Annotated in this window: 16 protein-coding genes; 6 read left to right on the top strand and 10 right to left on the bottom strand. The window is 57.8% G+C overall.

What is annotated here, in order from left to right; all coding sequences use genetic code 11:
* Positions 1–35: 35 nt before the first annotated feature.
* The 6 genes from IE089_RS13095 to IE089_RS13070 all read right to left on the bottom strand — a co-directional run bounded on the left by IE089_RS13095 (position 36) and on the right by IE089_RS13070 (position 11,062).
* Positions 36–1,736, bottom strand: coding sequence for a class I adenylate-forming enzyme family protein (locus IE089_RS13095; protein WP_189478243.1), 1,701 nt, complete (start codon positions 1,734–1,736; stop codon positions 36–38).
* Positions 1,737–1,781: 45 nt separating this feature from the next.
* A complete protein-coding gene (locus IE089_RS13090) occupies positions 1,782–2,921 on the bottom strand; it encodes an acyl-CoA dehydrogenase family protein (protein WP_189478242.1) in 1,140 nt (379 codons plus the stop codon).
* A 26-nt stretch (positions 2,922–2,947) separates the two neighbouring features.
* Positions 2,948–4,129, bottom strand: a complete 1,182-nt coding sequence (locus IE089_RS13085) for an acyl-CoA dehydrogenase family protein (RefSeq protein WP_189478241.1) — start codon at positions 4,127–4,129, stop codon at positions 2,948–2,950.
* Between the two features lie 212 nt (positions 4,130–4,341).
* On the bottom strand, positions 4,342–6,576 hold the full coding sequence (locus tag IE089_RS13080) for a TonB-dependent receptor (RefSeq protein ID WP_189478240.1): 2,235 nt from the start codon (positions 6,574–6,576) through the stop codon (positions 4,342–4,344).
* A 234-nt stretch (positions 6,577–6,810) separates the two neighbouring features.
* Positions 6,811–9,984: an efflux RND transporter permease subunit gene (locus tag IE089_RS13075; RefSeq protein ID WP_189478239.1), complete on the bottom strand. Its 3,174-nt coding sequence runs from the start codon at positions 9,982–9,984 to the stop codon at positions 6,811–6,813.
* Between the two features lie 10 nt (positions 9,985–9,994).
* Positions 9,995–11,062, bottom strand: a complete 1,068-nt coding sequence (locus tag IE089_RS13070; protein WP_189478238.1) for an efflux RND transporter periplasmic adaptor subunit — start codon at positions 11,060–11,062, stop codon at positions 9,995–9,997.
* Between the two features lie 341 nt (positions 11,063–11,403).
* Here IE089_RS13070 and IE089_RS13065 point away from each other — a divergent pair, with 341 nt between their 5' ends.
* The 5 genes from IE089_RS13065 to IE089_RS13045 are packed head-to-tail and all read left to right on the top strand — an operon-like array spanning position 11,404 to position 15,528.
* Positions 11,404–12,264: an SDR family oxidoreductase gene (locus tag IE089_RS13065; RefSeq protein WP_189478237.1), complete on the top strand. Its 861-nt coding sequence runs from the start codon at positions 11,404–11,406 to the stop codon at positions 12,262–12,264.
* A gap of 22 nt (positions 12,265–12,286) precedes the next feature.
* Positions 12,287–13,279, top strand: coding sequence for a prolyl hydroxylase family protein (locus IE089_RS13060; protein WP_189478236.1), 993 nt, complete (start codon positions 12,287–12,289; stop codon positions 13,277–13,279).
* Between the two features lie 14 nt (positions 13,280–13,293).
* Complete coding sequence (locus tag IE089_RS13055) at positions 13,294–14,160, top strand: 3-keto-disaccharide hydrolase (protein WP_189478235.1); 867 nt, start codon at positions 13,294–13,296, stop codon at positions 14,158–14,160.
* Positions 14,161–14,162: 2 nt separating this feature from the next.
* Positions 14,163–15,011, top strand: coding sequence for an SDR family oxidoreductase (locus IE089_RS13050; RefSeq protein WP_189478234.1), 849 nt, complete (start codon positions 14,163–14,165; stop codon positions 15,009–15,011).
* Between the two features lie 34 nt (positions 15,012–15,045).
* Positions 15,046–15,528, top strand: coding sequence for an FKBP-type peptidyl-prolyl cis-trans isomerase (locus IE089_RS13045; protein ID WP_189478233.1), 483 nt, complete (start codon positions 15,046–15,048; stop codon positions 15,526–15,528).
* 646 nt (positions 15,529–16,174) lie between these two features.
* Here IE089_RS13045 and IE089_RS13040 read toward each other — a convergent pair.
* A complete protein-coding gene (locus tag IE089_RS13040) occupies positions 16,175–17,440 on the bottom strand; it encodes a cytochrome c peroxidase (RefSeq protein WP_189478232.1) in 1,266 nt (421 codons plus the stop codon).
* Positions 17,441–17,651: 211 nt separating this feature from the next.
* On the opposite strand from IE089_RS13040, the gene IE089_RS13035 reads away from it, so the two are divergent.
* Positions 17,652–19,598, top strand: coding sequence for a winged helix-turn-helix domain-containing protein (locus tag IE089_RS13035; protein ID WP_189478231.1), 1,947 nt, complete (start codon positions 17,652–17,654; stop codon positions 19,596–19,598).
* Between the two features lie 336 nt (positions 19,599–19,934).
* On the opposite strand, the gene IE089_RS13030 is transcribed toward IE089_RS13035, so the two are convergent.
* The 3 genes from IE089_RS13030 to IE089_RS13020 form a co-directional block, all read right to left on the bottom strand.
* The gene (locus IE089_RS13030) at positions 19,935–22,010 is read right to left on the bottom strand and encodes a TonB-dependent receptor (protein WP_189478230.1); all 2,076 of its coding nucleotides are present in this window, start codon (positions 22,008–22,010) and stop codon (positions 19,935–19,937) included.
* Between the two features lie 94 nt (positions 22,011–22,104).
* The gene (locus tag IE089_RS13025; RefSeq protein WP_189478229.1) at positions 22,105–22,551 is read right to left on the bottom strand and encodes a hypothetical protein; all 447 of its coding nucleotides are present in this window, start codon (positions 22,549–22,551) and stop codon (positions 22,105–22,107) included.
* A 132-nt stretch (positions 22,552–22,683) separates the two neighbouring features.
* Complete coding sequence (locus IE089_RS13020; protein WP_189478228.1) at positions 22,684–23,793, bottom strand: NAD(P)-dependent alcohol dehydrogenase; 1,110 nt, start codon at positions 23,791–23,793, stop codon at positions 22,684–22,686.
* Positions 23,794–24,028 lie beyond the last annotated feature (235 nt).

Below are 24,028 nucleotides of genomic sequence, written 5' to 3'. Positions count from 1 at the left end.
TTCTCCTCGTTACAAATACTTGCGGGCAATGCCCACTACGCCAGTTGCTCTGCGTAATCCTGCTTCAACTGGCGCTTGAAAATTTTTCCCGACGCGATGCGCGGGAGTTGCTCGTCTGTGAAGAACACATGCTGCGGTATCTTGAAAGCGGCCAGATGTTGCTGCAGGTGTTGATGCAATGCGTCACGCGACAGGTTCTGGCCCGGATGCAGCACAATACAGCACCCCACGGACTCACCCAGGCGCTCATCCGGCAATCCAAAGACGGCCGCCTCGAAAACCGCAGGATGACTATAAATCGCTGCCTCAACTTCCAGACAGCTAATGTTCTCGCCGCCGCGAATAATGATTTCCTTGATGCGATCGACAATATAGATAAAGCCATCTTCGTCCATGTAGGCTACATCGCCCGTGTGGAACCAGCCATCAATGAAGGCTTCTGCCGTGGCCTCTGGCTTATTCCAGTACCCCGCTCCGTTCGCCGGGGAATAGATACACAGCTCGCCGCGCTCCCCCGCCGGCAGCGCGTCGCCATTGGCATCGATAACCTTGAAATCTGTTACTGCCGGCACAGCCCTACCGGTGCTGGTGGGTTTTTCCAGGTAGAACGGACCGCTGTTGAAGGCACCAAGGGCGTTCGTTTCCGTCAAACCGTAGCCAATGCCAGGTGTCGCCTTTTTGAAGGTATTGGCGATTTTCTTAACCTGTTCCGGTGGGCGCGCCGCACCACCGGCAAAAATCTCCGCCAGCGAGGACAAATCACGATCCGAGTGTTCGGCCGCCGCCTGCATTTCCGCCGACATAGTCGGCACACCGGTAAACCACGTGATGCGCTCCTGCTCCACCAGGCGCAATGCCTCCTCGGCATCCCACTTATACATAATCACCAATTTGCGACCGACGATGATGGATAACATGAAGGCAGAGTGGCTAGCCGTGCAGTGGAACAGAGGTACCGCGAGTAGCCCCGAGGGAGGGTACTTCGCTCCTTCGCCGTCATCCGCCGGTGCCAGCATCTTGCTGGCAGTGCCCATCAGCAGCCAGCTGTACAAGGCCGCGATGATCCCACGGTGTGAGGACACTGCACCCTTCGGGTGCCCTGTGGATCCAGAGGTATACATGATGGTGGCGTAATCGTCAGGCGCCACCTCAACCGACGGCATCGCCGTGCCTGCAAAGTCGTCACAGAGCTGTGCAAACGGGGTTGAATCGACGGGCAGATCCGCACAGTCTTCAACGGAAATCAGCTTGAGTTTCAATGCATCCGCTAGCGGAACCAGACGCTCCATGCGCTGGCGATCGGCAACAACCACAACGCTGCCACTGTCTTCCAGACCGTACTGCAGTTCCTCCGTTGTCCACCAGGCATTCATGGGAACGGCCACTGCACCAATGGACACGATGGCGATGAACGCCATCATCCATTGGGGGTTGTTGCGACTGACAATCGCTACACGGTCACCGGGAACAACACCGTAATGCTGCTGCAGTGCCGCAGCAAAAGCAGACGCATTTTCATAGGCCTGCTCGAAGGTGTAGCGCTCGTCGCGGTAAACCGCGAAGTCCTTACCGGCGTGATTCAGCATAAAACTGAAGTAGGTGCCCAGGTTCTGGGGCGCCGATGCGTAGTTGCGATAGCTGGCGGAGCCGACCTCCACCGTGTTCAGCTCAAAGGGCTGACCCGGAGCAGTGAGGTCGGTGACCAGTTTTTCAAAAGCAGCAATTCCAGGGTTCACTATTTTTATTCCCTATAACAGTTGCAGTTGCTGTTGCAGATAGACCTAAAAGCCCACCTGCTCAGCGTAACGATCGAGGTGGTAGTTGTAGTCACCAAACGTGTGTTGGGCAACCCGCGCGCGCTTGATGAAGAAGCCGATCTCGTGCTCGTCGGTCATACCAATACCGCCGTGCATCTGCACGCCCTCATTGGTGGCGCGCTGCGCAACCTCACAGAGCTTGGCCTTGGCCGCGCTGGCCAGCAAACTCAGTTTGTCACTGTCCGCATCCACGGCATGCAAAGCCTGCAGCACGATAGAACGTGACAGCTCCAGTTCTGCAAACAACTCTGCAGCCCGATGCTGCAATCCCTGGAAGCTGCCAATAATGTGGCCGAACTGCTTGCGCTCTTTCAGGTATTCCACCGTTCGCTCGAAAGCTTCAGTAGAAAGACCCAGAAGCTCAGAGGCCAGACCCACATTGGCAATATCCAGTGTGCGTGAAAGACCGGCCCAGGCACCATCCAACTCGCCCATCAGTGCATCAGCAGGCAGGCTAACCTCTGCAAAGGTCACCGTGCCGGCATTGTGGCTGTCCACCATGCTGCGACGATCAACACTAACGCCCTCAGCATTGGCAGGCACCAGGAATGCACTGAGGCCGCTTTCAGTGCCCGGGGTACCGCTGGTGCGTGCGATCACCACAAACTGGTCGGCAACGTGCGCGTCCAACACCAGCCGCTTCTCGGCATTGATCACAAAACCTTCGCCGCTTTTGGTGGCAACTGCCGCCGTAGCCGCTGGCGCATGGTGTGCGCCTTCCTGTAGCGCCAGAGTTACCAGTGTTTCGCCCGCAGCGATCGCAGGCAACAGCGCTTCTTTTTGCGCCGCTGTGCCCAACTGCGCAACCGCGGTGGCACCCACAAGCACTGTGGACTGTAGGGGCGAGGCCGACAGATTGCGGCCGGCCTGCTCCAACACCAGACCCAGGCCGGTGTAGCCATAGCCCAGGCCGCCAAATTCCTCGGGTATGGCAATACCTGCCCAACCCATCTCAGCCATTTCTTTCCACACCGCGGCGTCAAAGCCCGTGGTGTCTTCGCTGTCGCGCAGGGCGCGCTGGTGCGCGACGGTAGCACGCTCAGCCAGAAAACCTGCGGCGGCGTCTTTGAGCATCACCTGCTCTTCATTCAATACCAATGCCATATCTGTATTCCTTTGCCTTCCCGGCCTTATGCGTCGGGCAAGCCAAGCACGCGCTTGGCCACAATGTTCAATTGCACCTCACTGGTGCCGCCTTCAATAGAGTTGCCTTTGGAGCGCAGCCAATCACGGGCCAAGGTCCCATTGTTGTAGGCTTCTCCGTCCCAGCCCACAGCGGGCTCACCGTAAACCTGCAGGTTCAACTCGTTGCGCCGCTTGTTCAGCTCGGTGCCGTAATATTTGAAGATCGAAGAGGCAGCGCCCAAGCCCTGACCTGCTTTCACCTCATCGCCAACACGTGACATGGTTGCGGCAAATGCCAGCGCGTCCAGCTGGTACTGCGCCAGACTCTGGCGAAGAATGCCATTGACAAGCCGGCCCTCACTGTCGCGGCCCATGATGTCGGCAGCGCTCTCGCCCAAGGACTTTTTGGGTGCTGCGCCGAAGCCGGAAATCATTTCACGTTCGTGGGTCAGCAGGTACTTGGCAATCGTCCAGCCCTTGCCCTCTTCACCAACCAAATTCCTTTTCTCTGCACGGGCATCGTCGAAGAAGGTTTCACAGAACGGCGATGACCCACTGATTAATTTAATGGGTCGCGCTTCTACGCCTGACTGAGCCATGTCAAACAGTACAAAGCTGATGCCTTCGTGCTTGGTGCCCGAGTTGTCGGTGCGCACCAGACAAAAAATCCAGTCGGCCTTGTCAGCATAGGATGTCCACACTTTCTGACCATTGATGAGGTAGTGATCCCCGTGATCATCTGCGCGCGTTTGCAGACTGGCAAGGTCAGATCCTGCGTTGGGTTCCGAGTAACCCTGACACCAGCGAATTTCACCGCGGCAAATGGGCGGCAGGTGTTCTTTTTTCTGTTCCTCATTACCGAACTGCAGCAGTGCCGGGCCAAGCATGGAGATGCCGAAGCTATCCAGCGGGCTGCGCGCGCTGATTCTCGCCATTTCTTCCCGCAGGACTTTCACCTCATCCTTATCCAGGCCGCCGCCGCCGTACTCTCTGGGCCAATGCGGCACGGTCCAGCCGCGCTCGGCCATACGGTCACACCAGACTTTTTGGTCGGGATGATCGATCTCCGGATTGCGGCCACCGTTGTACAGGTCATCAAAGCCTTTAACGGGGACACGCATAGTTTCGGGGCAATTTTCCTCCAGCCAGGCACGCGTTTCCTGGCGGAACTGGTCGAGATCACTCACGGGAAGTCCTCTTTGAAATGGTGCGGTGCGGCAATCGAACCTTGCCACGTCTCGCGGGTAATTGTGGGCTAGCGCAGCCACCCTGTCGAAATTTGAACTTACAGTATGTTTTTCTTCCTTTCAAGTATTGTGGGGAATTTGTCCCAGTCCAAGCCCTTTTCAAGAGGCAAAAAAAACCCCGCTTGCGCGGGGTTTCGAGTCGCCATAAGGCCTTAGAACTCCAGCTTCACGTCCACGCCGTACATGCGGGGCATGTTGTACTGGAAACCAAATCCCGACAGGTTGTAGACCACTTCTTCTTCGTCGGTGAGGTTTCGACCCCAGGCAGCCACGGTCCAGCTGGTGCCGCCCAATTCAATACCCGACCAGGCGATGCGACCGCCCAGCAGGCCCAGCGAGTCCACGGGCAAACCCTGGCCAGACTGAGAGAACAGTTCGTCGCGCCAACTGTAATTCAGGTGGAAATCCAGGCTGGACCCGCCCGCCATGGGCAGGCTGTAGTCAAAGGCGGCCGATACCGCGTTCTCTGGCGCGAAGGGAATGAAGGTCTGATTGGAAATGTCCACACCGCGCAGATCCACCGCGCTGGCCGGCGGGCCGGCCAGCAGGAAACTGTCGTCAGGCACGATGACATCGTTCAGCTCGGTATCCAGATACGTGTAGTTGATGGTGAGGTTGGCGTTCTCAAACATCGACCAGATGATATCCAGCTCAACCCCATCCACAGAGGCCTCACCTGCATTAACGTTTTCAACGTAGGAAGCAAACAGAGGGGGTTGCCCGCTGATAGTCAAAATGAAGTCGTCGTAGTCGGTGTAGAACAGGGCCGCGTTAATCCGCAGGCTGTTATCCAACCACTCGGACTTCAGACCCACTTCATAACTCAGGGCCTCTTCCTCATCGAAGGTCAGCCCGAAGTCCAGCGTGCGCTCTCCCGAGCCACCGGCGCGGTAGCCAGTGGCCGTGCGGAAATAGGCACTAAGGTCGTCGGTGAAGGCGTAGTCCAACACGAATGTGTAGTCCGTGCGGTCGTAGTCCAGGCTGTTCTGTCCGGGGAAGAACTGAATTGATGGGTTGCTGGGGTCAACACCGCGGGTAGCATCGCGCTCGTCCTCGGTGTAACGCAGGCCCAGTGTGATATCCAGCCTGGAGTCGAGAATGTCCGGCGTGAACGTACCCTGGGCGAAAAACGCCTGCGACTCCAGATCCGTATCCAGCGTATGAATGCCGAGGTTGTTGCCACCCAGCAATACCGAGAGGGACGCCAGCGGCTCGGCAAGGGCATCCAGTGCCAGGGTATTGGCATTGGTCCACTGCTCTTCGGCCTTCTCACCCTCTTCGTCGAAGTAGTAGTAACCCACAATGTATTGCAGGCGATCCTCAAAGGCTGCTCCAAGCAGCTGCAGCTCCTGGCTGAAGGCATCCGTCTCCCAGTCTACGCCCGTGGCAAAAAAGAGGGTGTCGGACCAGTTCTGGACCGCATACTCCTCCATGGAGCGGTACCCGGTGATGGACTTCAGGGTCAGTGAATCATTGATTGCCCAAGACAGGGTGAGGTTATGGCCCGATTGCTCGGTATTACTCTCCGGCAGCACATAGCGGTACGGCGCACCGCCAAGGAAGAGATGGGTGGTTTCTTCCTGACGGCTGCTTGGGTCCTGCTGATAATAAGGGGCAGTGCTGTCGACTTCAGACCAGTCGTAGCTGTAGTCCACGGAGAAGTTGTCTGTGGGATCAAAAGCCACCGCAATGCGCCAGCCCTCCTGCTCGTTCTGGTAGAAATCTTCAGCGGGCTGATCCACTACCGGGTTAGGGCCTTTGTTTTCTACCCAGCCATCGGTGGACTCTGTGTTATAGGTTGCCTTTACCTTCAGTTGCTCACTGATGGGCGCATCGAAGGTGATACCCGCATTCCAGTGGCCGAACTCGCCGGCACCGGCTGTTACCGTTGCCTGAAACTCATCCCCAGGACGCTTGGTAATCAGGCTGATCGCACCGGCCGACGAGTTACGCCCAAACAGGGTGCCCTGTGGACCACGGAGAATTTCAACACGCTCCAGATCCAACACGTTCAGGGTCGCGCCAGAGGTCCGCGCGATGTACACGCCATCAATGTACAGTCCGACCGGGTTGTCGATAGTCAGAGTCTGCGAGTCGGTGTTACCGAAACCGCGTAGAAACAGCGAAATATTGCTGGTTGATGTCGGGAAGTCATAAGCCTGCAAGCTGGGCGCCTGAACAGACAGATCCGTCAGATTCTGGATACGCTGGTTTTCCAGCATATCTGCACTGTAAGCGGTGATTGACAGGGGGGTGTCCTGCAGGGATTCCACGCGTTTCTGCGCAGTCACAATCACTTCTTCAAGTTGGGCGGATGCCAGCATTGCCTGACTGGCGGCTACAAACGCCACTGCCAGGGGCAGCGTCTTACGACCGGTGTTTAGCATTAAGGGGTTCCTCACTCTTGCGACAGCGTGTCTGCGCCGTTCGTTATATTTGTTATTCGACTATACCCAAGCGCAGGCATAGCACATCACAACTATTCACGATCTGCGTCGTGCATCACCGCGAAATATACCGTGCACCTTGCGCCAAAACGCGAAAACAGCGCGCGAATCCGCGTGCCGTTCTCAATAGTTGTACCGGGTTGTGCTGCTGCGCCGTGACCTACGGCACAGACATCAACTGGCAGAGGGGGAAGCCTGAGGCGCTGTAGCAATCCCGCGCCGCTGCATCACATTCAGCACCGCCACCGTTAACGCTGGCAACATCGTAAGGGTAACAATCGCAGCACCCATAATGCCGAACATAACAATTGCGCCCACACCACGATAAAGCTCAGTACCGGCGCCGGGAATAAGCACCAGAGGAGCAAGCCCGAATAAGGTTGTGATGGTGGACATGGCAATGGGGCGCAGGCGCGCGGAAACTGCACGACTCACTGCGTCTACCGGTGCCAGGCCCTCGTGCAGGTTTTTAACCGCCAAATCCACAATCAAGATCGGGTTGTTGACTACCGTCCCCATGAGGATCAAAAAGCCCAGCATAGAGATCATGTCGAAGGGCTGGGAGATGGCAGTCATGCCCAGCGCCGGAAGCAGCGCACCCACACCATTGAGCAGGGCAAGCCCAACGATGCCACCGGCGATACCCAGCGGAATCGACGTCATAATCAGCAAGGGGTAACCCCAGTGCGAGAAGATCGCTACCAGCAGCAGATAGATAATCACCAGTGCCACCAGGTAATTGCCCTGCAGGGAGTCACGCGTGGCATCCAACTGGTCTGCCGCACCCGAAATGGTGATATCCACACCTGCAGGGATCTCACCCGCTTCACGCAGTTGGGCCACCAGTTCATCGCGCACGATGTCCACCCCCGTCTCCAGTGCCACCGATCGCGGCGGAATAATGTTCAGGGTGACGGTGCGACGCCCGTTAACGCGGCGCAGGGAATCCGTATCGATGGTTTCGTCGATGGTTGCCAAAGAGGCCAGTGGCAACACTGAGCCCGTTGGGGTGTACACGGGTAACTGCCCCAATGTTTCCAGTTCGGCGTTCTGACCCACGTTGCTGTAGAGATAGATGTCTATCTTGTCGTCATCGAGAAAGAACTCATCGACATAGCTACCGTCCGTTAAGGCTGCGACCGTGAATCCGAGTTCCTGGGCAGTCAGTCCCGCCTCAGCAGCGCGTTCCCAGTCCGGTCTTATCTCCACCATGGGCTGCGCCAGAGTCAGCGACGAGGGCTGGCTCTGTATCCGAGGGTTATCAAACACCTCACCGGCACGTCGATAAGCAGCGAGGGCCACGCGATAAATGTCTTCCAGACGCGCGCCGGAGATATCCAGGTTGATGCTGCGCGTACCGCCGTCGTTCGAGCTGATGATGGAGCCGCGGCTGGCAAAGGCCCGCATACCCGGGTACTCCCGGTACTTGGCGGTCATTACATCCATTAATGCTTCGATATCACCAACATCCGAAGGCTCGGCAACAATGCGCACATTGTCGGCGGCATAGCGCAGGTTCATGTACTTCATGGCCGGCACAGCAGACTCCCCGCGATGGAAGACATCAGGGTCGGCACCCACGTGAGGCAGGAAGTACGCCTCAATTTCTTCAGCGATGACTTTCATCGCCTGCATGTTGTAGCCAGGGGGCGCACTCATTCGAGCAAACACCTTGGGCTCTTCGCCCTCAGGAAGGTACTCAGCCGGCGGGGTCAGGAAGACAACGATCGCTCCGCTAACCAACAGCGTAGAAACCACCACCGTCATTCTTCGCCTGCCTGTGGCCAGCATCCAGTCAACCGCGGACAGCGTCCTGTCGCGCAGCCGCTCACCAATCCCGTGCAAGGCGTTGTCTTGTCGCGTAGTAGGCGTGAAGCGCGCCGCTGCGGTTGGCAACACGGTTATGGCCACCAGCATCGACGCAAGGATTGCCGCCGAAATAGCGATGGCTACATCCGAATAGAGCTGCCCCGCTTCCTGCTGCACAAATGCTACCGGGATAAACACCAACACCGTTGTCATGGTGGACGCAAACACCGCCGGCCACACACTCTTAACGCCGTCCAGGGCCGCCTGCAGGCGCGCCTTGCCCTTCTTGCTTTCCAGCTCAATGCTCTCCAGGACAACGATACTGTTATCCAGGGTCATACCAATAGCAAAGGCAATGCCCGCGAGTGAGATCACATTCACTGTACGACCGGCTAGCAGCAAACCAACAAATGCGACGATGATGCAGATTGGCACACCAATAACGCCGATCAAAGTGGTGCGAAAGGAGCGCAGGAACAGGAACATAACCCCTGTCGCCAGTAAGGCACCCAGGATGAGGTTCTGCCACACATTGCGCACCGAGTTTTCTACGTACTGCACGTCATCGGAGGTACTACGTATGCTCAGGCCAGCGGGTTCCAGTAGTTCTGCGTTCAACCGTTCCAGTTCCGCCAGTGCTTCGCGCTTTATATCAATGACGTTAGAACCCGCTTCCCTGCGCATGGCCAGACTGATGGCGGGCGAGCCATTGATACTGGAGTAACCCCGCTTTTCAAAGTGGTCAAGTTGCACTTCAGCGACATCAAACAGGCGAGTCACGGTATCGCCACGACGGCTCAGCACCAGGTCATTCAATTCATCCAGGGAATCGAAACGGCCAATCGTACGCAGCACATATTTGCGCTTGCCCGCTTCAACCTCACCGCCTGAGCGATCGCGGTTGCGACTGCGTATGGCATCACGCACATCCCCCAAGCCCAATCCACGTTGGGCCAAACGCGCGGGGTCTACAAGAATCTGAATCTGTCGATTTGCACCGCCCCATACCGCGACCTCAGACACGCCGAGAATTCTGGATAAGCGGGGTCGGACACTGTCTTCGACGAAGTCCACCATCAGGTCCAAATCCAACTGCCTGGGGTTGCCCGGCAGCGGCGTGATGGCAAAGAACATGAAGAAATTGCTGGAGAAGGAGGTGGCGAAGATACGCGGCTCATCCACATTTTCCGGGTAAGACGGCACCTGACTGAGCGCGTTGTTCACCCGGATGAGCATGTCAGTAATGTCGGTCCCGAAGGGAAACTCCAGTTCAATCCGCGCCTGGCCACTGGATGCGGAGGCGAGCACACGGGTCAGACTGGGCAGGTTTCGCAGATACTCCTCCTGCTCAATCAGGATCTCTTTTTCCACGTCCTGCGGGCTGGCCCCTGGCCAGCTGGTAACAACGGTAATAACCCGAACGTCGAGATCGGGAATCATCTGCACAGGAATACGCAACGCCGCCACGATTCCCAGAACGGCAACGATCAGCACCACGACCGTAGTCAGCGTGCCTCTTCGAACGATCTGCTCAAACATGGTGCTGCTCCTAGACGGCGGGCGATGCAATATCGGTTATACGAACTGGCTGCCCTGCCCGCAGCGCCTCATTGCCACGAACAACAACGCGCTCATTGCCTTCGAGGCCACTGAGTATCTCCACCAGACCGCCGAACTGCAGGCCCTGCTGTACACGCTTTTCTCCCACCGTCGTTATGCCATCCGCCTCGACAATCACCCACACAACGCTGCGTCCGTCCGGGTAACGAACGATGGCATCACGGCTCACCACTACGCCGTCGCGACCGGCCGGTACTTGAACATCTGCCTTCACCGACATGCCCGGCACAAGGGCCGGCGCATCATCTTGCGGCAAGACGCGCAGTAGGAAAGTACGGGCTGCAGGATCGCTCACGGGCACTGCCGTTGCTATGCGCCCTTCGTAACTCCGGTCGTTACCCAATCCCACCCGGTAGGTGACGCGCACACTGTCATCGATGGCACCCAGATAGTCGTCCGCAACGGCAAAATCCAGGCGCACTTCGTCGCTGGAGACCAGCGCAAGCACCGACTGGCCCGGACTCACCCATTCGCCGATCTCAGTGAGTTTGGCCGCCACCACAGCATCAAAGGGCGCCCGCACCTCCGTGCGCTCCAATAGCGCCTCCAGGCGACGTGCTTCAGCGGTCGCCGCAGCAAAAGCGGCCTGATCCTCAGCAACCTCGGCTTCAATGTCGCGTACTACACTCTCGGCAATACTGGCCTGGGGAATCAATTCACGCGCTTCACGAAGGCGGCGTCGGGCATCCTGTACCGCTAGGTCTGCCTGGTGCTTACGTGCGCCGGCGGCATCGAACTCCAGCTGCGCGATCTCCTGATCCAACTTGATCAGCACATCTCCGGCAGCCACCCGCATGCCCTCTTCTACGAGCACGGCCTTTACCTTGCCGCTGGTTTCCGCTGACAGACGCGCGCGCCGGGCAGCTGTCACCGAACCTGTGATTTGTAGCTGCTGGAGTACGGGCCGCACATCGGCCTGAGCCACGCCCACCGGCACTTCGCGCTGAGCCATCGCAGGCATTGCCATTGTGGCTATCAGTAAAACAAGTATCTTCATCGCTTCGTTACTAGCCTAAACGCTTCCCCTATCCGCCCCATATCATCGCCACGAAATGGGCGATGGCCTGAACGGATAATCCGGATGGTAATTACGTTGTGCGGTCCTGTTTGGACTTTGTCCAGAAATCCGGGCCCGCTGTGAGGGCGCGCATTGTTTCACAGCATCGTCCCACTTGCGAGATGCCCGAAAGCAGGCACAAAAACCGGCATTACCGGCCGCCTCGGGACGTCGCATCGGCCGACGACAGCAATACAGTCGCACGCGAGCTGAGAATTTGCCCTCCCGGATTGGGACTGCGATAGACTAGGCTCCCTCGCATCTTCACTCGGAGTTAACCCATGCGTGCAGTCGTGGTCACCGGCGTCTCTACCGGTATTGGTTATGCAGCTTGCCAGAGCCTAATCGCGGGCGGCTTTAAAGTTTTCGGCTCGGTGCGCTCCCAGGCAGACGCAGACCGCATCGCAGCCGACTTGGGTGAACATTTTTCACCCCTTATCTTCGACGTCACGGATGAGGAAGCGATTAACGCGGCGGCAGACTGTGTGCGCGGCGCGCTGGGTGGCGCCACCCTGGCAGGACTGGTAAACAACGCAGGCATCGCCGTTGCCGGCCCATTGACCGAGTTAAGCAGCGAGGACCTCCGTCATCAACTCGACGTGAATGTGATGGGGCCGTTCATGGTGACCCGCGCTTTTGCGCCACTGCTTGGAGCCGATGATGCAGTCACCGGCCCACCGGGGCGCATCGTGAACATCAGCTCTGTTGCCGGCAAACGTGCCATGCCATTTATGGGGCCCTATGCCGCATCAAAGTTTGCACTGGAGGGGTACTCAGAGTCGCTGCGCAGAGAGCTCTTGCTCTACGGCATTGATGTCATTGTTATCGGGCCTGGCCCGGTAAAAACCGCGATCTGGGACAAGGCCAGCGACCTAGACGCAGAAGACTATAAGCATTCGCCTTATTACAACATCATCCAAAAATTCAGCGGAATGTTCATTGAACAGGGGCAGAACGGGTATCCGGCCGAGCGACTGGGTAGCCTTATTCACCACGTACTGACCACCAACAAACCCAAAGTGCGCTATGCGGTAGAGAAGGGAAGGCTCTTGGAAAAAGTCGCACGCGTTGTGGCAACCGAACGCGCGCTCGACCGCATTATCGGGAAGATGCTGGGCTTATTACCGGCGCGACAGCGCTAGCTGTATCCTGGCAATCACCACCGTGAACGAGCAGGACCACTATCAGCGAACCCTGATGCAAGACGCAGATCGGGGCAACCCTATCGCGCGAAACCTTCTTATTCACGGCTGGCTGGGGGCGGGCAACACGTCCGCGGTAGACAGCTGGCTAAAAGACCACAAAGGCGGGGCGCAGCATTTAGACACTGTGCTGTTTGAAGCCGAGCTCAGTTGCTTTCACGGCTGGGTTGGCGAAGCTCACTGGAGCGAGTCCCTGCGGCACTGCGCCGGAAAGGGTCACAAGCAAGCGCGGTTCATTGTTTCGCTCTATGAAAAATGGGCCAAGTTACAGGGGCTTGGCGCCACAACCGATGCACTCACTGCAACATGGTCATCACCACCATGGCGCGAAGTTGCCGCCCAGGACGGCCTGGCCGTGTACCAGTGCTTGGACTTTGCGCCACACACCCTCTTGGCCTTTATTCGCAACAGTTTGGGCCGGGCGCTGCGCCCGTCCGCGGTCGTTGACCCCGACACGGGCGCGGCCGTACGACACCCGGTGCGCATAAACAGCGCCGCACAGTGGTTTCCGGAACAGCTGGGCTGGGCGGGTAAACTACTGGAACAGCGTATGGGCTTAACAGCCAATTACGACCCGCGGTGCGGCGAAGTGTTCAGCCTGCTGCACTACACGCCAGGCGAGCGTTACAAGGCCCATTACGATTGCCTACCCAGCGAACAGGCACACTCGCCACAGGGCATGGCGCAGGGTGGCCAGCGCACATTGACCGTGCTGCTCACGCTGGGCGATCAAGGATTTGAGGGCGGGGCCACTGCATTTCCCCGGCTGGGCATCGATGTGCACACGCCGCCAGGCGCTTTGCTACGCTTTAATAATACCGACGATAATGGCCAACCCCTGCGATCCTCGCTGCATGAGGGTCAACCAGTAACCCGCGGAGAGAAGTGGCTTCTCAGCAAGTGGGTGCGCGAGCAACACACACCCTACGGGGCCGAACTTAATCCCATTGGATAACCAGAAGAACACTTATGCGCCTGATTCTGAAATGTCTCGCTGTACTCATACTGATACTGGTGATTGCCGCCGCGGTTTTCTACGAGGTCTACCTGAAGGTTGGCCAGTACAGCTACACAGGCACACCACCCAGCCCGCCCTCTGCTGAGGTAGCGCCGGATGCTGATTGGCAATCGCTGTTCGATGGCGACTCTCTCACCGGTTGGCAGGCAAAGATCGTGGGGCGACCTGCCGGTGACAACTATCGCAACACCTTCCGGGCCGCGAATGGCGTGCTCAGTGTGAACTACGACGAGTACGATGAGTGGCAAGGTGAGTTCGGCCACCTGTTCTACGAAACGCCCTTTTCTCACTACATCCTGCAGCTGGAGTACCGATTCGTTGGCGAGCAGATCGCCGAAGGCTCGGCGATGGCATGGGCCTGGCGCAACAGCGGCATCATGCTTCACAGCCAGTCGGCAGACACCATGGCTCTGAATCAGGATTTCCCCGTATCGCTGGAAGCCCAATTACTGGGCGCCCACGAGGGTGAACACCGCCCAACAGCCAATCTCTGTACGCCGGGCACGCACGTCTACATCCACGGTCAACTGCACACTCAACACTGCATGAACTCGCAGTCAGCCAGTTTTCCGGGCGATCAATGGGTCAGCCTGGAGATCGAGGTAAAGGGCAGCGAACGCATCCGGCACTTCATCAATGGTGAGCTAGCCATCGAATACACACAGCCCCAGCTCGACACCTGGGGCGGCGACGGCAAAGCCCTGGCCGACCAGGGCGCAGCGGTATCGCTAACGCAGGGGTACGTCGCGCTGCAATCAGAGAGCCATCCTGTAGAGTTTCGGAATATTCGACTCCTACCCCTGACCAAGGAGAACTAGGTATGGCGAACATTCTTATCACCGGCGGCACTGCGGGTATCGGAAGGGCTGCGGCGCTATTGCTGGCGAACAAGGGGCATAGGGTTGTCGCTACCGGCAGGGACACTGATGCCCTGGCTGAGCTGGATGCGTTAGGCAGCAACCTCACCGGCATCGCAATGGATGTGATCGATGTAAACTCTGTGACGGACGCCGTTGCAGCTGCCACCCAATGGTTCGACGGGAAAGCACCCGATGTACTGGTGAACAACGCCGGCTTCGCGCTGGTTGGACCGCTGGAGTGCATTGAGGACAGTGAGTGGGAGCGCCAGTATCAAACCAACGTATTGGGCCTGGTCCGCGTCACACGCGCGGTGATTCCCGCGATGCGAGCGCGCCGCAGCGGCAAAATCATCAACGTTTCATCAGTTGCAGGCCGGGTGACACTGCCTTTTTTTGCGGCCTATAACTCGACCAAACACGCAGTAGAGTCGATTTCCGATTCGCTGCGCACTGAACTTCACCCCCATGGAGTGCAGGTAGTGACTATTGAGCCAGGGGCAGTCAAAACCCGCTTTGGATCACTGGAGCAGGCACAAATCCAGAACTGGATAGACGCTGAAACGCCTTACACGCGCCAGCTTACGTTGCTCAAATCATTTCACCATGAACTGCATGCCAAAGGTGCAGACCCAACCAGCGTGGCCGGGTGCATTGTCGCCGCCTGTGAGCACCCCAACCCTGCCCCTAGGCAAGTGACGCCTCTGCTACCGGGTGCTGCCTTTATTGCTCTGAAAGCATGGCTGCCCACCCGCATAACAGATTGGATAGTGAGGAAGCTCACGGGGCTGGATAAGGCGGGCGTGCAATGAATATCGGGCCAGCTTTGTTGGAGGAGTGAGTACTATGAGCATTTGCAAGAACACCGTGGTGTACTTCCACTACGACCTCACTGACGCCCAAGGCACACTGCTGGAAAGTTCACGTGACGGTGAGCCCAGCGCCTACTTGCATGGGTCAGCTAACATTCTACCCGGCGTTGAGACTGCACTTGAGGACAAAACCGAGGGCGACACGATCAGCGTCACCCTGCCACCCGAGCAAGCCTACGGACCGCGCCGGGAGGATCAGGTCAGACGAGTGCCAGTGAAGCATTTGATCTACCAGGGGAAGTTGCGCCCAGGTTTGACCGTACAGGTGAATACGTCGGAAGGACGCAAGCCCGCGACCGTGGTGAAGGCAGGAAAATTCGGCGCTGATATCGATACCAACCACCCTATGGCCGGGCAAACGCTCACCTTTACTATCGACGTCATGCGCTTGCGTGATGCCAGCCCCGAAGAGATCGCACACCGACACGTGCATGGACCCGGTGGTCACCAACACTGACTGGGCGGCACAAAAAAGGCGGATCAAAAAGTGTATTCAGCAAAACCTGTGTATTACGCTGGGTGGGTGACTGCCAGCCCCTTAGATATCAATACTCCGTGATCTCGTTAGTATTTACACAGTGTGTAAAACTACTGTGTAAAAGAATCTAGCGCGCGGGATGCAGCAAGCTTGTTAGATGGCTTTTGCGGCGGTGAGCATTACTTGGTGATCCGGTAGCCGCCGCAAAGTCTTTCGCCGATCCAATTATATGAACCTCCGCCTCGGCGCGCGTGATTGCCGTGTAGAGCCATGCCCGATCCACAATCCGCCCACGCTACAGCGCAACGATCACTCGCGGGAACTGGGATCCTTGGGCCTTATGGAGTGTAATGCCGTAGCTGTAATCGTTCAGACGTGAACTGACAGACAGCGTCAGCTCTGATCGAGCTTTCTCCATATGTAATAGTTCAGACCCCGCCTGACAGGAAGTGCCCGACCAGGTTGAGACTTCCTCCAAAGCAGACCTTCGTTTTCACACCTAGCGATAGCCGCTACCGGCCAGAAGCGGCCGGTCGAGCACATTTGACTTCAAGTAAATTCTCAGGAGTTTCTACGTCGCGAGGCCCCCGGCGGGCCGCTCATGTAGTGACTTGGACACTACACCTTATCTCTCGAACGACAATAGCTGCAGATAACTGATGATGTCTTTCTTGTCCTGCTCGTCCATACAAGCAGGCGCGTTCGGATCGCAGCCCAACCCGAAGGACCCGTCCGGGAAGAACGTGAACATGAAATTGTACTGGTCGAGCACCTCGTCCAGCGTCTTCGCCGAATTGTTGTGGAAGTATGGGGCCGTGTCCGGTGTGCCCCACAGTGTCGGTATTTTGAAAAGAGGTCCCGCTATACCAACGATCAGCTCGTTGGGAATCATCGCCGGAGACCCATCCTCAAGCTGGAACTCCTGGAATCCGGTGGTGAGTCCTATTCCGGGATCGGAAACCGGGGCCGGAAAAACATCTGTCGTGCCCAGTGGGCCGGGCGCAAGCTTATTCGTCTCCAGGTCAACGTAGCACCATCTGAATTTCTCATTCGGGATATCAGGTGCCCGTTCCGCGAACGAGGATTCGATCGGCATCCCCACACCGTTCGGATGGAACCTGCTCGTACGGTTAAGCATGGGCCCTGAGTGGCACTGGCCGCATTGCCGATCGGGATTGAAGAAGGCACGACCGCGCTTCTCCGCCGGTGTATTGCCATCTGGCAACGCGAGGACTGGGCGATTGTCAACAAACTCCATCGTTCGGCCAGGCTTAAGTGTCGCTGCAATCGCAGAGTGACTGAACAAAGACGACTGAAAAGCGGCTATCGCCGCCAGCTCCTCACTGGTTGGCTCCCGGCCTGGCTCGGCATGGGAGTGCACGGCGCTCAGGGCCTGAGCCACCAGGTCATCGCCTTCCCTTCCGTCGTGCATAATGTGCTGTTCGAGTGCCACATTAAACACAGTTGGACTGCCACGATGCATGACCACCGTCTGATTCGTTAGATCGTCACACTTGCGTATCCCGAGCCCACTCGGTGTTCGTTCGGGCAGATCTAGTACGACTCGGACAGTCGCATGCTCCTTTAGTCGCTCGTAAGAGTTGCCCACTCCGTCATCGCTGTCGATCGAACGAAAAAGCGGTCCATCCGGGTCGCTCGCGAACAGTTCCTGAACAAATTCTGGCGTGATAGTGCCGAACCGGTTTAATTCATGGCAGGTTGTGCAGACGCGCCCATTGCCGGAGAAGGTCTCCGATGTGAATATCTTCTCTCCGTGCGCAACGACATTCGGGCCGTTAGTCCCGGGCGAAAGTTGGTCAGGTGCTGCTTGCGCGGATATGATCAGGGCAAGGATGGGTGTGCAGCAAATGAGTGTGTCAATGGTTCTCATGGTATCTGGCCTCGTTGCATCGTGGATGGCTGGAGGCGACTGGCCTCCGCCAGCCCGCTCCGGTCACCACGATGCTGCCGACCACACCATGAAAATGGCACGCGAGCTTATGAATTCTTATGAAATCCCTGCAGTGGCGCGCCCTGCAGCGGGTTTGCCCGGACTCAAGTCCGATGGGCGAGCACTTGAGTAACGGAGCTGACATCCGCCTATGAGCTCTCCAGGATCAAAGATCTACGAATTCGGGGACTACCGGGTTGACCCGGCCCGCCGCGTGCTCACCGATGCCAATGGGCAGCGAATTGAGCTCACCGGCAAGGCATTCGACACGCTTCTCTACTTCCTCAAGCATCCGGGCATCGTCATCGATCGAACGACACTGCTCAGCGCCCTGTGGCCCGACACAGTGGTCGAGGAGAACAACCTGAACCAGGCAGTGACGGTCTTGCGGCGGGCGCTGGGTCGCGACTACATCACTACGGTGCCAAGGCGCGGCTACCAGTTCACTGCAGCCGTGCACCAAAATGCCGACCTAGCACACGTCGTCGTCAGTGGCGGCGAGTCGCCGCCATCACGCAAACTGCCTGCTGTCTTGGCCGCCGGAATCCTTGTCGTTGCCGTCGCTTACGCTTTGTTCGGCTCGATTTCCAATGGGCCCGCCGATGCACGGCGGTCTCCGAAGGTCGCCGTGCTTCCCTGCGACAACCTCAGCCCGGATACCGAAGACGCCTATCTGGCGCTCAGCCTGCACCAGGAGATTCTCGAGCAGCTCGGAAAGCTCGGCGGCCTGCTCGTGGTCTCCCGGTCATCGATGATGAACTACGTGGCCGACCGCCCCCCAGTACCGGAAATCGCTGAACTGCTCGATGCGACAGCCGTGATGGAGTGCAGTGTGCGTTACTCGGCGGGCGAGATCGTCGTTACCGCTCAATTGATCGACCCTGAAACCGACAGCCCGCTTTGGTTGCAATCCTATCCCGGCGACCTGGCGGAGGTATCGACGGTAATCGACATACAGGCGGACATTGCCACTCAGGTCGCGGCTGCGCTGGGCGTCGACTACTTGCCGGCGGAGCAACAGCGGCTGGAGAAGATGCCGACCGCGTCGGTTGACGCATACGCCGAATACTTGAAGGCGAAACAATCGGTGACCTGGGGTGGCTACACGCTGGGCTATTCAAACGACGACTTTCATCGCCATATCAATCAAGCCATCGAGGCGGATCCCGGGTTTGAGCTTGCCTATTCCGACCGGGCTATCGGCCATCTGTCCAGGGCGATGGACGCGCTCATCAAGCACCATCGAGCCCGTGATCCTGATCCCAATCGGGACACGCCGGAGCAGTTACTCGCGCTCGCTCGTCAGGATGCCAACACAGCGCTCGACCTCGATCCGGCCATCGGGCGGGCGCACGCCGTACTGGGTGCGGTCGAGCATATTTTGGAGAACAGGGAATCCGCGCACGCTCATTTCCGGCGAGCCATCGACTCCAGCCCGAACGATGCGGAGATATTGTCATTTGTCGTCGGCTTCTATCTTCGCGGCGGCCAGCAAAGGGCCGCGCTTGAACTACTGACACATATCAAGCGATTGGACCCGGTCGATCGGGATGTCGGCTTCTATTTTTACCTGGCACGCGATCGGCAAACCGCGATGCAGTTGCTTCGCCGCATGTTGAAGCTCAATCCAGACGATGCCTACGTTCATTCGTTGATCGGCTACTGCCTGGCGCTCGATGGCATCGCGGAACAGGCGGAAACTTCGCTTCGCCTCGCTGAGGAGCTTCATCGTCGCGACGCCCAGGTATCGCAACAAGGGCTCTCAGCCGGGGGGCTCTCCACGCTGGCCTATGCCTACGGTCGAATCGGACTTGCCGATGACGTGCAACGCCTGGCTGAGCAGTTCATACGCATTGCAGACTCTAAACCGGTTCACCCTATGCGCCAAGCAGAAATCCAGCTCGCACTGGGTAACATTGATCGAGCCTACGACGTCCTTTCTGTGATGGCCGAGCGCCCATTGCCGCCATTTGTTTCGCTGCAGCTCGATTTCGTGTTGAACACGTACAACGATCCTGTACTTGAGGAACCGCGCTTTGTCGCGCTCAGGCGCAATCTCGGTGGCGAGGCGTTTCCCGATGATGCCAAGGCCGACTGACTGATAGGCGAAAATTGAAGCAAGTTTTGGACAGACCTACAGCTAATCGTTGTCGATCTCGAGAAGGGGCGGCTGCAGGTCCGTCAATCCGTCCGCACCGGGTCGGAATCAGTCTATAAGCACTCGACCACCAAGCGTCTGCTTTCGCTTGAATCTGACACGGTCAGTCAGATCAAGTACAAGCTACTACACGTAGCCAAGCTGCATTCTTGCTCCAGCGGAGAGCAACAAAAAACCCGCCAAAGCGGGTTAATTGTCGGTTTTTACACCTTTCTAATCACTGTACGCTACAGATGATCCGCCTTTTTTTTCTCCGGAAGGAAACTCTGGTGATGACTAGAACGCGTAGCTCACGCGGGCAAACAGATTGATGCCTTGCGCAGGTAGGCGTTCGCCGATAGCAATATCCGGATTCGCCGCGCGGTTGTAACCGGCAAGGTGCGGCTGGTACTCGCGATCAAACAGGTTGTTTACACCCGCAGAAAACTGCAGGGATGGCGTCGCTCTCCAAGAGCCACTGACATTCACGACACCGTAACCCGCACTGCTTTGTTCGCGGTTCTCTGCACTGACATCGTCGTGAGAGGCATACAGGACCGATTCAAGCTGCGCGCCCCATCGGTCGAGCTCGTAGTGCAGGCGCGCGGTCATGTTTGGCGGCGCAATGCGATACAGGTTGTCCTCCACATCGCGACGCTCTCCGCGCACATAATTCACCAGACCGGATAGCGCCCAGCGGTCAGAGAGCTGCCAGCGCCAGTCCATATCAAAGCCATAGAGTTCGGCATCAACATTGTTGAACTGCAATGGGTCCTGCCGCGATGTGCCGTTGGCCATATTCATCATGCGCACCATCATGGTCGCAGGGCTACCCATATCCAGCTGTGTGCCCTGAATATAATCATCCACGCGGCTGTAAAACAGGCGCGGCCGCAGACTGACATTCCCGGTCACCCAGTCGAGCCCAAGCTCCATCGTGCGAGACTGTTCTGAATCCAGCTTAATGTTGCCGATGTATACCTGCCCATCGGCCAAGCCCGCCGTCGCCTCCAATGGCAGCCAGAGGTAACGCTCCTGATGACTGGGCGCGCGCATTTTCTGTGCCAGACCGATGTAGGCAGAGACGGCAACATCAAACGCATATGCCAGCCTTGCCACCGTATCCACATTGGTATCGGACTGGTCACGATCTGCCGCGTTAAAGCGATCGCGAAGTGCCTGCGCTGGCGGCATCATCATTGCGGGTGTGCCGTTCACCTCATCGGCATTCATGGATACGCGGTTTACACGCACACCCAGTTCACCCGACCAGGTATGGTTCCATTGGTGCTGGCGCTCCAGGAACGCACCGATAACGTCTCGTGAGGCGTTGTTGAAGTTCACCACAAAGAACATGGGGTTAGTGGGGTTATCGATGTTGGAGTCGTGGGTCGCGCTAAGCCCGTCAGTACCCGCAGTCCATTGGCCTGCGTCGTCAACAAGAGTGGCTTCGAGTTTGAAACCCATGTTCTCGGTAGCGGCGATGTTCTGGCGAAACATGGCCGGCATGGGCGCCCGGCGCAGATGGAAATTCGTCATCCCATGATCCAGCTCCGAGTAATGCACCGAGGCACGGAGGGCGAGGTTGCCCGCAGGATCAAAGCGATACGTCAGGTCATAGAGGTCGCCCTCGATATAGTCGATATCCATCGGCAGGGCTGGCGTACCGGTTTCCCCTGTATCGTTGTAGCCATAATCCAGTTGGACACTGTGATCGCCGAATCGGTGGCCATAACCAATGTCATAACGCTGCCGCTCGTACTCGGTAGGCAGAATTCCTCCGCCAGGGAATGCCATATCGTCGCCGCCCTGCAACATGGCACCGACTTTAAAGCGCTGCGTGTCATTGGCTGCCTGGATATCTGCATCTACCTGATAACCGCTGTTTGCAGATTGCAGGCTGGCACCCACCCTTCCACCCATAACAAACGCATCCGCATTGGCGAAATCCAGTCGACGCTTGCGGGCATCGATGGCGCCACCGATGGATTCCTGCGCGATGCTGACTGGCGCGATGCCCCTATACACTTCCACCGTCTCCAACTGCGCATTGACCGCGTAAGACAGGGGCGGGTCCATCCAATTGGGGCCAGCAGGCGAAATCTGCTGACCGTCCAGGGTGACGGCAATACGTGGTCCATACATGCCGCGGTACTGGGGAATACCCGTTAAGGGACCATTGGTATTCACGTTTGCGCCGGGCGCCTCACGCAGCAACTCAGCAATGTCCGGTGCTACCGACAAGGCATCCGTCACATCGATGGTGCGGGTATCGTATTTTCCGGACACCACGACTTCTTCTATTTCTTGCGCCACAGCGGACTGCAGCGCGATGGCGGCCACAAGGCCACCACCTAGCGAAAATCTATTCATTACAACTCTCCTAAAACGTCCGCGCAGGCGCGGCAACAGCTAAGCCGACGACGGGGTCGTGCAGCGGTTAATTCATCAGACTGTGTGAGCCGTTCTAGTGAGGTGGAGATCGGACAGGTGGGCGCAGCCATTTTGATGGCAGCACTGGTCGCACTGCGGCGGCAAGCACCGGCAGTACTGCTGTACTGATCGAGCTAGCGGCAATGCTGACAGCGTTCGCTGCGAGGGCGCCAATGCCTGCAAATATACAGCCGGGGTCGGCGGAGGTTTTACTGATGCCCCCAGCATCGCCGTGATCATGGTGATGATGATGGTGGTGACCGGCGGCCTGTGCCTGTAGCGCATCGATAATAATGGCGCTGCGCAGGTCACCGGGGCAAAGGTGGAAAGCGGTACCAGAGGAAAGCGGTGCCGCCATGTGACCCTGAGGCACAATGCCACCTGCAACCAAATAAGCGAGCAGGCACAGCAGCGCCACGCCACGTCGGCGAGCGCTCTGGCTTTGCGGTCGGGTTTGTTGGATGGAGTGCACAGCAAGCATAGGGTAAGTACAGCGGCGCGAGTATAACAGCAGGACCCTACTGCTGTTACCGCTGCGCTATACCGAAATTTGCATTAACCTGATAAGCACAGGCGACCGGGAACTCCCACTATCGCGCAAGTAATCTACGCGTCAAGGCTGCGGTATATCGATAATGATCTTGCCACGCGCCCGACCGCTCTCTGAATAGTCAATCGCCGCCGCTATGTCACCGAGCGCGTAATGCGTGTCGATCTGCGAGCGCAATTGCCCGGTGGCCATCATATCGGCGATCACCTGAAGGTCCTGTGCTTTAAATACAGCCATAAGGCTGCGGATATCCTCGTCCACAAATGGCTGCAGGATCATAGCCCCAATCGTACCTTTAAACGGGCCTACCCAATCGCCGTAGCCGCCAGCAACCATCACCAGGCTTCCGCCGGGTGCCAGGACATCATGATTCGCGAAAACCGAATGGTTGCCGACGTTATCGACAATCAGATCGTAACGCGCGTCTTCCTGTGTGTAATCCCGGCTGCGGTAGTCGATCATCTCATCCGCACCCAGGTCGAGCACGCGCTGGTGATTGCGCGCACTGGCTACACCCGTGACATGGGCGCCCATAGCCTTGGCGATCTGCACCGCGTAGGTGCCTACACCCCCGGAGGCGCCATTGATCAATACGCGCTGCCCCGCCTTGAGGCCACCCTCGTCGCGCAGCGCCTGCAGCGCCGTTAATGCGGCCACCGGCGTCGCCGCAGCCTGGGCATGACTCACACTGGCAGGTTTGAGGGCGACGGCGCGATCTTCTGTGCGCAGCAGGTACTGGGCAAAGGCGCCATCGCCACCACCGAACACTGCATCACCGACTTTGAATGCCGTCACCTCGGGACCCACTGCTTCCACGATGCCGGAAAAATCTCTGCCCAGGCGAATATTGTCTGGACCACCGATTCCCGACATCAGGCGCATCACATAAGGCGAACCGCGCATAAAGTGCCAGTCCAGTGGATTAACAGAAGCAGATTGAACGCGCACCAGTAATTCATTGCCAGTGGGTACGGGCTTGGGCAGTTCGCTCACGTGCAGCACGTCGCTACCGCCATAACAGTAGTAGCTGGTGGCCGTCATGGTTTCGGGTGCACTGGAGTTCCCGATCGTCGGGGGACAGGACGACGAGTACTGCACGGCCAGGGCCAGTCCTATCAGACCCACCACCAACAGACCCAAGGCACCCCCAAATACCCATTTCAAAAAACGCATCTCTCGCCCCCTTGTCTTTCAACGTTGCTGCCAGCATACGCGCAGACGCTACTGGCATCATTGAACCTGCGACGAACGCGCCCAGAACTGCGACGAGTTCACCCGAGTGGACTATCTGGCCGCCGATCAGTCTCCAAACCAGCAAACCCTGTTGCCATCCCGTGTTCGGTGGTAGCGTTTGTTCCCCTACCTATCGGGGTCCCGCAGGGATACCCCCACGCGTGATGGAGTACAA

The sequence above is a fragment of the Parahalioglobus pacificus genome (assembly GCF_014652275.1).
In the GTDB taxonomy this organism is placed as follows: Bacteria; Pseudomonadota; Gammaproteobacteria; order Pseudomonadales; family Halieaceae; genus Parahalioglobus; species Parahalioglobus pacificus.
Note: the sequence above shows the minus strand (reverse complement) of the source record. Positions and strands in the feature narration are given on the sequence as shown.

Bases quoted from the DNA above. Each gene is read 5' to 3' on its own strand.
- IE089_RS13090 (WP_189478242.1), bottom strand. From the start codon at position 2,921: ATGGCATTGGTATTGAATGAAGAGCAGGTGATGCTCAAAGACGCCGCC.
- IE089_RS13080 (WP_189478240.1), bottom strand. From the start codon at position 6,576: ATGCTAAACACCGGTCGTAAGACGCTGCCCCTGGCAGTGGCGTTTGTA.
- IE089_RS13075 (WP_189478239.1), bottom strand. From the start codon at position 9,984: ATGTTTGAGCAGATCGTTCGAAGAGGCACGCTGACTACGGTCGTGGTG.
- IE089_RS13070 (WP_189478238.1), bottom strand. From the start codon at position 11,062: ATGAAGATACTTGTTTTACTGATAGCCACAATGGCAATGCCTGCGATG.
- IE089_RS13065 (WP_189478237.1), top strand. From the start codon at position 11,404: ATGCGTGCAGTCGTGGTCACCGGCGTCTCTACCGGTATTGGTTATGCA.
- IE089_RS13055 (WP_189478235.1), top strand. From the start codon at position 13,294: ATGCGCCTGATTCTGAAATGTCTCGCTGTACTCATACTGATACTGGTG.
- IE089_RS13050 (WP_189478234.1), top strand. From the start codon at position 14,163: ATGGCGAACATTCTTATCACCGGCGGCACTGCGGGTATCGGAAGGGCT.
- IE089_RS13045 (WP_189478233.1), top strand. From the start codon at position 15,046: ATGAGCATTTGCAAGAACACCGTGGTGTACTTCCACTACGACCTCACT.
- IE089_RS13040 (WP_189478232.1), bottom strand. From the start codon at position 17,440: ATGAGAACCATTGACACACTCATTTGCTGCACACCCATCCTTGCCCTG.
- IE089_RS13035 (WP_189478231.1), top strand. From the start codon at position 17,652: ATGAGCTCTCCAGGATCAAAGATCTACGAATTCGGGGACTACCGGGTT.
- IE089_RS13030 (WP_189478230.1), bottom strand. From the start codon at position 22,010: ATGAATAGATTTTCGCTAGGTGGTGGCCTTGTGGCCGCCATCGCGCTG.
- IE089_RS13025 (WP_189478229.1), bottom strand. From the start codon at position 22,551: ATGCTTGCTGTGCACTCCATCCAACAAACCCGACCGCAAAGCCAGAGC.
- IE089_RS13020 (WP_189478228.1), bottom strand. From the start codon at position 23,793: ATGCGTTTTTTGAAATGGGTATTTGGGGGTGCCTTGGGTCTGTTGGTG.